Genomic DNA, 10,419 nt, shown 5'->3' on the forward strand with positions numbered 1-10,419 from the left:
GTCATTAGCTCAGTTGGTAGAGCAGTGGACTTTTAATCCATTGGTCGATGGTTCGAGTCCATCATGACCCACCATTCCTGATTTATCTTTTCTTTCTAAGTTATCCTTTATTTATCTTAACAGCTCACAGCAATACTGTTCTTTAGCTTAAGATTCTCGTATAATTCGCGCCATGAATGCACTGTGGACTAAGTGGTCGAGAAATGAGTCTAGCTGAACAAATTATGCCTGAAGATTATATCTTCCCTCCAAAGCCTGCTCCGTTATCAAAAGACGAGCAAGCTGAGTATAAGGCACGTATCAAACAATTATTAAAAGACAAGAACGCGGTTCTTGTTGCCCATTATTACACTGATCCTGAAATTCAAGCACTTGCTGAAGAAACAGGCGGTTGTGTTGCTGACTCGCTAGAAATGGCGCGTTTTGGCGCTAAGCACGACGCAGATGTAATTGTGGTAGCCGGTGTTCGCTTTATGGGCGAAACAGCAAAAATCCTAACGCCAAATAAAACAGTTGTTATGCCAACGCTTGCTGCAACGTGTTCATTAGACGTAGGTTGCCCAATTGAAGAATTCTCAGCGTTTTGTGATCAGCACCCTGATCGCAAAGTAGTCGTGTATGCAAATACATCAACCGCTGTTAAAGCGCGTGCAGATTGGATTGTTACTTCTTCATGTGCCCTAGAGATCGTAGAGCACCTTGATGAGCAAGGCGAAAAAATCATTTGGGGTCCAGATAAACACTTAGGTTCTTACATTCAAAAGAACACAGGTGCAGACATGATCATGTGGAATGGCGCCTGTATCGTTCATGACGAGTTTAAAACCAAAGCACTTAAGGATATGAAAGCCTTACACCCAGATGCGGCTGTATTGGTTCACCCAGAGTCTCCTGCGGAGATTGTAGCCTTAGCTGATGCGGTTGGCTCAACAAGCCAATTAATCAAAGCAGCGCAAACTATGGACAACAAAAAGTTCATCGTAGCGACTGACCGAGGCATTTTCTACAAAATGCAGCAGTTATGCCCAGAGAAAGAATTCTTTGAAGCACCAACAGCAGGTGAAGGCGCAACATGTAAAAGCTGCGCACATTGCCCGTGGATGGCAATGAATGGCTTAAAAGCTATTGAAGAAGCACTGACAGACCCAGAAGGTAAAGAAGTGTTTGTTGATATGGACTTACGCGAAGGCGCATTAAAGTCGCTTAACCGTATGTTAGATTTCTCAGCAACGCTTCAGCGTTAAGTGCGAATTGACTATATACAAAAGGCAAGGTGTTTACCTTGCCTTTTTTGTTTGATTACTAATCACTTAACTGCACTATTTTAAAAAGCCCTTGCGTCTGTAGGGTTGTTTTCATACTATAACGCCGCGCTAAACTCTAAGCGCCTTAGGTGACGTGTCCGAGTGGCTGAAGGAGCACGCCTGGAAAGTGTGTATACGGCAACGTATCGAGAGTTCGAATCTCTCCGTCACCGCCATTTCTTAAATTTACCCTGCCATCGCAAAGTGCTTTTCAAGATTACATTTAGCGCGCATGGCTATGTGGCTACTGACTTTCCTAGCAAGTTCTATTACTAATAATTCAAGTTGTTCACGGCTATAACCTAGTAATACACAGCGTTTAAGTTGCTCGCTAACTAAGCTGCTGGCATTGTCTAGCGCAAATAAAGCGCCTAAAGAGGCAAGCTCAAATACCCTGTTGTTTTGCTGATCTAAACCAAAAGGTAGTTGGCCAAATGTGAGCGCGGTTTTTAGTTGCTGCTCTGTCCGTTTAATAAGCAACGTATTTGAACCTTTAATATCATCAAGGGACTTTAAGATCTCTAGTGCTAGCAATGTTTTTGGCACCCCAGAATACACACTAATATGCGGTAAAATATCACACAACTCTTGCATTGAAACGCCATCATTCAATGCGTGCTGACATGCTCGTTTTAACAAGGGCTTGTCATGAACGGTGACCAAAGCAGCGATCGCGACAAACACAAATAAATCCGTGTTGTTATGGTTCATAATTTCTCTTTTGATTTTAGATATTGAATGTATTGAGGTTTTGTAGCATTGGCTGATTGCAAAGAGCATGCAATCGAAAAATTGAAAATACATTATGGTTGATGATGACAGTTTCTGCTTGCCATAAATGATTTAATTTTTGCCTAAAATAACGAACTGTTACCTAAAATGGTCCTAACCTCAAATTACGGTGATACACTTAATTGAGTATTTCTTAGAGGTAATCTAAATGCGTCAGGCATTAATAGAAGCGGTTAAAGCGATAGCGATTGCAGACGGTAATTTTGAAACGGCGATTCCTGAGTTATTGGTGTTCAGACGAAGCGAAGTTTCATTACCGATGGCCTGCGTGTATGAGTTAGGGCTGGGTATTAGCTTGCAAGGTGCAAAGCGAGTTGTGTTGGGTGAACATAGTTATGATTACACTGACGGCCAATCATTGGTGACCTCAGTCGATGTGCCCGTAGCTTCACAAATAACGCGTGCTAGTAAAGAGCAGCCATTTTACGGCATTTACTTACGTTTAGATGCCCATGAAATCAGCCATATTGTTGCTGAAATGGATTTTGCTGGGCAAGACAAGTTCCCTAAACACCAAGCCATGTCGGTGGTTGATACTGACAATGGCTTGCTTGACGCTTTACTTAGGCTTTTAGAACTCGACAAAGAGCCTCAATTAAAAGCTAACCTTGCGCCACTTATTAAAAAAGAAATCATATTGCGCTTGTTAAATAGTCCGCACAGCCCTTATTTAAGGCAAATTGTGATGTCTGGCTCTGCCCATCAAAAAATCGCCAAAACCTTATGTTGGTTAAAAGAAAACTACACGAGTCATTTTTCAATTGATGATTTAGCCCGTGATGCGCACATGAGCCCGTCGACATTCAGGCTACATTTTCGTGATGTGGTAAAGATGAGCCCATTGCAATACGTAAAAAACTTACGGTTGCAGGCGGCAAGGCAATTAATGCTGAATGAGCGAATTGATGTGGGCTCTGCGGCTTTAAAAGTGGGTTACGAGAGTCCATCCCAGTTTAGCCGCGAGTACACACGCTTTTTTGGTAAGCCACCGATAAAAGATATTTCGGCACTGCGGTTACAACAAATCGCATAAAAAAGGGAGCGCTTGGCTCCCTTACATTTAAAATCGTCTTTTTGGCATTCTCAGTTGTGAGTCAAACTCATCGGGGAATAAAATTGTGCCGTCGTCTTGGTCTGTTGGGAATACAGCAATGAGTAAGTCATCTTGCTCAAGGCCCGGTGTCCAGCGACTTAACCAGTCTTTTACAGGGATGGCTTTTGGTGTGCAGTCTTGCCATTCACCGGTTGCCCAGCTTTGGGCAAATTCACGGCTAGGCCATACAGGCACGCAGTCGTCGTCTTCGTTTGAGAGCATGACGCAGCCATGTTCATCATTGAGGATCCACACTTGTTTAAACTCTTGAACCGTTTCAAACATATAAGCGAGTCGTTTCTTAGCGCCTAAGGTGAGTACAGCATCAAATTCAGTTTCAACACGTTTAGCAGTTGCATTATTCATGACAGGCTCACTCTTTTAGTTATACACAGCTACACCTTAATCATAAGGTGATAAATTAATATGACAAGTAAAGTTAATAGCTAAATTAATTTACTAATGCGGCAAATAGATCGTCAGCAAGTTGTTGCAGAGATTTAGGATCTTGATTTGTCAGCGCATAGGTACGAATACCGTATATGCCCATGACTAAAAAGCGCGCCAACTGTTGCGCTGACTTGCTACTTACAAATTCGTTGTTATCTAGCGCTTTTTGAAGCTGCTCAGCGAGGGCATGCTCATAAGCGTTTAAGTTACCACGAAGCACAGTACAAATCTGGGGGTCGTTGCCTTCAACCTCAGAGATACTCTTTGTAAGTAAGCACACTTTAGCTACTTCACCTTCAATACACTCATCAACAATCACAGTTAAGTAATGTTTGAGGGTCGATAAAATTGATTGTTGGTCATTAAAAAGGGCAGTAAATTGTTGGTTTCTATCTTTTTGATACTGCTCGGTGGCGGCTAAAAACAAGCCTTTTTTGTTGCCATAAGCCGCGTAAATAGAACCCGGGTGAAGGTGAGTTACTTCTTTTAATTTTTGCATACTGGTCTTCGCATAGCCATATTGCATAAAAGCATGCATGGCTTGGCGTAGAACAAATTCAGTATCAAATTCAGCAGTTCTCATTAAAGCTCCTCACGGTATATAATACCAATCCGCAATAATACTTAGTCATTTTGAGGGATTAAACCTATCGCTACCCGCGTTAAAAATTTCTGATTTACGACTGCATGGATGCAGAAGGTAGAGCAATGCAGGAGCAATTGCCGAGCACAACTAAATAACGAAATTTTTGCCTTGTTATCAACGAGGTTTTCTTGCCTCAAAATAGACCACTTAATTAAGCGAGTTGGTATAAACGAAGTTTACGTAATCTTGAACGATTATTCAAAATAAACCTTGAAGTGTGTATGTTTCGCCCTTATCTTGAATGTATGTTCAAGATAAGGATAAAACCATGACAACCGATTTACTTTCTCCGTTTAAATTAAACGACAGCATTGAGCTGCAAAACCGAGTACTAATGGCACCACTTACGCGCTGTATGAGCGACGATAACCTAGTACCTACACAAGCAATGGTTGATTATTATGCACGCCGTGCCGATGCTGGCTTAATTATTAGCGAAGCAACGATTATTCGCCCAGATGCTCAAGGTTATCCAAATACACCGGGCCTATTTACCAGTGAACAAATACAAGGTTGGAAGAAAGTGACCGATGCTGTGCACGCTAAAGGCGGTAAAATGTTTGCTCAGCTTTGGCACGTAGGTCGTGTTGCTCATCCTCACTTTTTTGGTGGTGATGTACTGGCACCATCAGCAATTGGTATTGAAGGTTCGGTACCAAGAATGCGTGAATTAACTTACGTTACTCCAAAAGCGGCAACCATTGAAGACATTCAAGGTTTAATTGCTGACTACGCAAAAGCGGCCGAAAACGCAATTGAAGCGGGTTTTGACGGGGTTGAAATTCATGGTGCTAATGGTTACTTAATTGATCAATTTTTACACTTTGCTGCCAACCAACGTGAAGATCAATACGGTCAAACACCAGAAAACATGTCGCGTTTTGCTCTTGAAGTCGTTGATGCAGTAGTGGCAGCAATTGGTGCAAATAAAACTGCATTACGTTTATCGCCAGGCGCGTATTTTAATATGACTGAAAGTGACGGTGATAAAGCGGTATTTGATTATCTATTACCAGCCCTTGAAACGCGTAATCTTGCGTACTTACATGTTGGTATTTTTGATGACAGCATGCGCTTTGCAAGCTTAGGTGATAAGTCAGCATCTGAATATATGCGCGGTGCGTACAAAGGCACTTTAGTCGGGGTAGGTAGCTATAGCTTTGAGACAGCTAATCAAGCTATCGATAATAACCAATTTGACTTAATTGCGATTGGTCGCCCATTCATTGCGAACCCAGATTACATCAGTAAAGTTAAAAATGGTGAAGCGTTAACACCATACAGCGACGAAATGCTGGCTGAACTGATTTAAGCAAACCTAATAATATTGTCCAACCAACAAGCGCTCAGTTAATTTAACTGGGCGTTTTTTCTAATACTTTCTTATTTATTAAACAGTTAAGTCTTAAATGTGCCATGAAAATGCATTAATTGTTTAATTGTTGTGTCAAAAATTTTGACCCTAAATGTCATACACGCTCTGCATACTGTGCCCGCTTTTAAATACGTAACCTTGGAAAAACAATGAGCACAGTAACTAAAAAAACAAAGCTAAGCCTTGTAGTCGCAACGCTTTTAGCAACATCGGCAAATGCAAACACGAATAACGAAATTGAAGAAATTACCGTTGTTGCAAAGCCAACCAGTTATGCAAATAACGTTATTGAACCTGCCATGCTTGAGCAACAAAGTTCAGTATCAAGCGTGTTAGCCGTGATTGATAACCTACCGGGTATCAGCATCAACGAAGGTGATGCGTTTGGTGGTGATGATTGGTCAACCACCATTACTATGCGTGGCTTTAGTATCGATGGTAATCAACAGCAATTAGGTATGACGATTGATGGTATTCCTAATGGCGGTTCTAACTATGGTGGCGGTGCAAAAGCAAACCGTTACTTAGACAGCGAAAACTTAGCAACGGTTGAAGTAGGGCAAGGTACGTCTGATATTGCCTCTGCATCACTCGAAGCATTAGGTGGTACTTTTAATTTTGTGAGTGCACAACCGAGTACAGAGCAAAGCACCACATTTGCTTATACAACGGGCGATCACAATGCTAGCCGCTACTTTGTGAAGCACGAAACCGGCACTGTGTTTGATAACACGCAAGCCTATATCAGCTATTCGCAAACAGATACCAGCCGCTGGGTTGGTGATGGCAGCAATGGTGGTAAAGACAATCAGCACATCGAAGCGAAGTTTGTATCAGACTTTAGTGACTTAACTGTAACAGGTCGTGTTTCGTATGATGATGTTCACGAAATTAACTATAACAGCATTAGCATTAGCGAGTTTGAACAAAACCCTGATTGGGATCGTTTAACTTGGAATTGGACTGGCGTGCCGCATTTTGATCAAATGTTTGCTGAGGGCTGGGGTACACTGCGTGAAAATACTCTTGCGTATGTAAAGTTTGATTACGCATTAGGTGCCACTTCAAACTTAAGCTTGTCGCCTTATTACCATAAAAACTCGGGTCGTGGTGATTGGATCCCGCCTTATTTAACGTCACCGGTTGATGGCGATGGCAACCCAACAACGATTGGTGGCGAAAACGCTGGCAGCTATGGCTTTACAGATAGCGACGGTAACCCACTTGCACCAGCTGCAGGTTGTACGGCAAGCTTAGAATGGCCATGGTCATCTGGCCCTGGCTTAAACCCAGCCTGTTACCCAGATGATGCCATTCCGGTTATGTCGTATCGTCATACTCACTACAAAAAAGACCGCTTAGGTATGACCGGTGAATACCAAGTAACCCTTGGCAATCATGATATTGAAGCCGGTTTTTGGTTTGAACAAACAGACCGTGATGAGTCACGTGACTGGCATAAAGTTATTGATGCCCGTATTTATCATCACTTTGACCATACGCCGTATTGGACACAGTATAAAAACACCTTCGAAACAGATACATTCAAGTGGTACGTACAAGACTCAATCAGTTTAGGTGATTTCACGCTTAATTTAGGTGCTAAACAGTACCTTGTTGAGCTGCAGCGTTATAACCATTTTGAAGATGAATACTCAGATAAAATCGACAGTGATTCAGACATACTATTCAGCGGTGGTGTGCTGTATCAGCTATCTGCAAGCACAGAGCTATTCACCAGCTACAGCGAAAACTTTGCGGCAATTAAAGATGGTGTACTTGAACGTGATTCATCAACACTGACCGAAATTGAACCTGAAACAGCTGAAAACATCGACCTTGGTGTGCGCTACAGTGATGACCGCTTAAGCTTAACGGCAACAGCTTACAGCATTGAATTTGATAACCGCATTACCTTTATTGCTCCGGGCAGTGATACCGATGGAATTGATTACACCATTGGCACGAACGGTTCTTACATCAACGTTGGTGGTATTGAGTCAACGGGTGTGGAGCTTTCTGCAAGCTATATGCTGACTGACAAATGGAATCTTTACACATCGTATACCTACAATAACTCTGAGTATCAATCGAACGATCCAAGTGCTTACAACAGCGAGGGTGAGTTACTTGAGGATGCATCAGCCAGCTTTAAAGCGGGTGATGAAGTGATTGACTCATCACAAGATTTATTTGTGGTATCGGCAGACTACTACAGCGGTGATTTCCGCTTTGGTTTATCGGCTAAATACACAGGTGAGCGTTTAGGTGCATGGACTGATGAGCAAACCCGTTCGCGTAATGAGGTTGATGGTTACACCTTGGTTGATTTAAACATTGGTTATAACACCAGTCTTGATTCAGGCGTGTTTAAATCAATCGACCTTGCATTTGTGGTGAATAACCTGTTTGATAAATCATATCTCGCAGGTGGCACAGGTAATGGCTCTACCTACTTTATTGGTGCACCACGTACCGCAGCTTTAACACTTACAGCGCAGTTTTAAGTAATAAGCTAACGTTTTAAATAGCCCATCGTTGATGGGCTTTTTTGCAGGTGAAATATGAAAAAACTAATTTTAGCCACGGTGGTGGTAGCGGCAGCACTATTAAGCTTAAACAGTAAAGCTGCCGACAATGTTGTGCTTGTCACACTTGATGGACTGCGCTGGCAAGAAGTGTTCTCTGGTGCAGATAAAAACCTAATCAATAACACTGATTTTGTTGCAGATACAGATGAACTAAAGGCGCTTTTTTGGCGAGATGACCAAGCACAGCGAACTCAAGCGTTAATGCCATTTTTTAGTGAAACATTGGTAAAGCAGGGCGTTTTGATTGGCGATAGAACGCAAGGCTCATTGATGTCGGTAAGCAACCCGTGGTATTTCTCATACCCAGGTTACAGTGAAATTTTAACCGGTATGGTAGATGAGAATATCGATAGTAACGATAAAGTGCCTAACCCCAACAAAACCATTTTAGAGAGTTTAAATACTAAGCCAGAATTTAAAGGTAAAACCGCGCTTTTTGGTAGCTGGGATGTGTTTCCTTATATTGTAAATCGTGAGCGCAGTGGGGTTTATGTTAATGCTGGCTTTGAAGATTTTGATCTTGTGAAGTCAGAGGAAGCGACTCTGCTAAACCAAATGCAAAGCGAGATCCCAAGTCCTTGGCACAATGTTCGCCTCGACAGCTTTACCTACCGATTTGCCAAACAATATTTATTAAATAAACAACCCCGTTTGCTTGTTATTAGCTTGGGTGAAACCGATGACTTTGCTCATAACGGTAAATACGATGCCTATTTAAAATCGGCTAAACAAAGTGATGCGTTTATTCGTGACCTTTGGCAAACAATTCAACAAACACCGGACTATAAAGACAACACTACATTGATCATTACCACCGATCATGGCCGTGGCAGTCATGCAGATGATTGGCAGCATCATAGTTCGAAGCGTGCTTTGGCACGTTCAGAGCAAGGTAAGCAACGTTTTCCAAACGGTATTGTTGGCTCTGAGCATATTTGGTTAGCGGCCATTGGCCCAGATATAAAAGCAAAGGGCTTAATAAAGACCAAAAATGAGCTTAAACAAGCGCAAGTGGCTGCAACTGTGTTGAGCGTTTTAGGCATCAACAGTCAGCAAGTTAACCCGAAGATGGCAGCGCCGATTAAGGAGATTTTAAAATGAGTTTAACGCTTAGTTTTTTTAGAAGCGCCTTATCTGGATTAATGCTGGTTAGTTGTGCGAGTGCGATTGCCGCACCGAGTAAAATTTTGTTTGGCTCATGTGGTCATCAAGACAAAGCTATCCCCATTTTTGATGCTATCAACAAAGAGCAAGCCGATTTATTTATGTTCCTTGGCGATAACATTTATGGAGATACCGAAGATATGTCGGTACTTGCCGATAAATATCAACGTTTAGGGCAAAAGCCGGGCTTTAAAACATTACGTGCAAATACACCGATAATAGCCATGTGGGATGACCATGATTATGGCGAAAATGACGCTGGCAGCGAATACCCAAAAAAACAGCAATCACGAAAAATCATGCTCGACTTTTGGCAAGAGCCAGCAGATTCTGCTCGCAGAACTCGCGAAGATGGTATTTACACTTCGTACACGTACGGTGAGGGTGAGCAAACAGTAAAAGTCATCATGCCTGATCTGCGTTTTAATCGCGCACCGTTGAATCACGTATCGGCGATGACCTATCAACTTAAGCGCAAACCGGCAAAACAAGGGCCTTATAGTCCAACAACCGATAAAAATGCCTCTATGCTTGGCGAAAGCCAATGGCAATGGCTTGAACAAGAGCTTAAGTCAGATGAAAAGATAAAAATCATTGCCTCAAGCTTACAGTTATTGGCTGATTTTACAGGTTGGGAGTCATGGGCAAATTATCCGGCTGATCGTGAGCGTTTATTTGCGCTTATTAAAAAGCATAAAGTAAATGGTGTGATTATTGTCAGTGGCGATACCCACTGGGGGGAGCTGTCTAAGTATCAACAAAACCTAGATTACCCGTTATATGAGATGACCAGCTCTGGGCTTACAGAAAAGTGGAAAGATGTTAGCCCTAATAAACACCGTGTGGGTGATTACACTCATGAGGTTAACTACGGCGATTTAACAATCGATTGGCAAAAAGCAGACCCTACCATTCGTATTGCGCTTAAAGGTATCAAGGGTGATGAGATAATGCACACCGAGTTCGCGTTATCGACGATAAGCCCATACCAGTAAATATTGCCT

The 10,419-nt window shown here is 42.3% G+C and carries 9 protein-coding genes and 1 tRNA gene; 7 read left to right on the forward strand and 3 right to left on the reverse strand.

Going from position 1 to position 10,419, the window contains the following annotated elements:
• Positions 1–203 precede the first annotated feature (203 nt).
• Together nadA and MTF66_RS04060 are read left to right on the forward strand one after the other, a co-directional pair.
• The gene (gene nadA, locus MTF66_RS04055) at positions 204–1,244 is read left to right on the forward strand and encodes a quinolinate synthase NadA (RefSeq protein WP_054561293.1); all 1,041 of its coding nucleotides are present in this window, start codon (positions 204–206) and stop codon (positions 1,242–1,244) included.
• Positions 1,245–1,392: 148 nt separating this feature from the next.
• Positions 1,393–1,480: transfer RNA gene (locus tag MTF66_RS04060), tRNA-Ser, on the forward strand.
• A gap of 10 nt (positions 1,481–1,490) precedes the next feature.
• On the opposite strand, the gene MTF66_RS04065 is transcribed toward MTF66_RS04060, so the two are convergent.
• Positions 1,491–2,015, reverse strand: a complete 525-nt coding sequence (locus MTF66_RS04065) for a carboxymuconolactone decarboxylase family protein (RefSeq protein ID WP_248526496.1) — start codon at positions 2,013–2,015, stop codon at positions 1,491–1,493.
• 229 nt (positions 2,016–2,244) lie between these two features.
• Here MTF66_RS04065 and MTF66_RS04070 point away from each other — a divergent pair, with 229 nt between their 5' ends.
• On the forward strand, positions 2,245–3,129 hold the full coding sequence (locus MTF66_RS04070) for an AraC family transcriptional regulator (RefSeq protein WP_248526497.1): 885 nt from the start codon (positions 2,245–2,247) through the stop codon (positions 3,127–3,129).
• 27 nt (positions 3,130–3,156) lie between these two features.
• Here MTF66_RS04070 and MTF66_RS04075 read toward each other — a convergent pair whose 3' ends face one another.
• Entirely contained in the window at positions 3,157–3,555 is a 399-nt protein-coding gene (locus MTF66_RS04075; RefSeq protein ID WP_248526498.1) for a DUF2750 domain-containing protein, read from the reverse strand.
• An 85-nt stretch (positions 3,556–3,640) separates the two neighbouring features.
• Positions 3,641–4,222, reverse strand: coding sequence for a TetR/AcrR family transcriptional regulator (locus tag MTF66_RS04080; protein ID WP_062565206.1), 582 nt, complete (start codon positions 4,220–4,222; stop codon positions 3,641–3,643).
• A gap of 331 nt (positions 4,223–4,553) precedes the next feature.
• On the opposite strand from MTF66_RS04080, the gene MTF66_RS04085 reads away from it, so the two are divergent.
• From MTF66_RS04085 to MTF66_RS04100, 4 genes are all read left to right on the forward strand, one after another.
• On the forward strand, positions 4,554–5,597 hold the full coding sequence (locus tag MTF66_RS04085; protein WP_130166481.1) for an alkene reductase: 1,044 nt from the start codon (positions 4,554–4,556) through the stop codon (positions 5,595–5,597).
• A 212-nt stretch (positions 5,598–5,809) separates the two neighbouring features.
• Positions 5,810–8,167: a TonB-dependent receptor domain-containing protein gene (locus tag MTF66_RS04090; protein ID WP_248526499.1), complete on the forward strand. Its 2,358-nt coding sequence runs from the start codon at positions 5,810–5,812 to the stop codon at positions 8,165–8,167.
• 57 nt (positions 8,168–8,224) lie between these two features.
• On the forward strand, positions 8,225–9,352 hold the full coding sequence (locus MTF66_RS04095; RefSeq protein WP_248526500.1) for a sulfatase-like hydrolase/transferase: 1,128 nt from the start codon (positions 8,225–8,227) through the stop codon (positions 9,350–9,352).
• 41 nt (positions 9,353–9,393) lie between these two features.
• On the forward strand, positions 9,394–10,410 hold the full coding sequence (locus MTF66_RS04100) for an alkaline phosphatase D family protein (protein ID WP_248526915.1): 1,017 nt from the start codon (positions 9,394–9,396) through the stop codon (positions 10,408–10,410).
• Positions 10,411–10,419: the final 9 nt, after the last annotated feature.

This window comes from Pseudoalteromonas sp. 2CM39R (genome assembly GCF_023161845.1).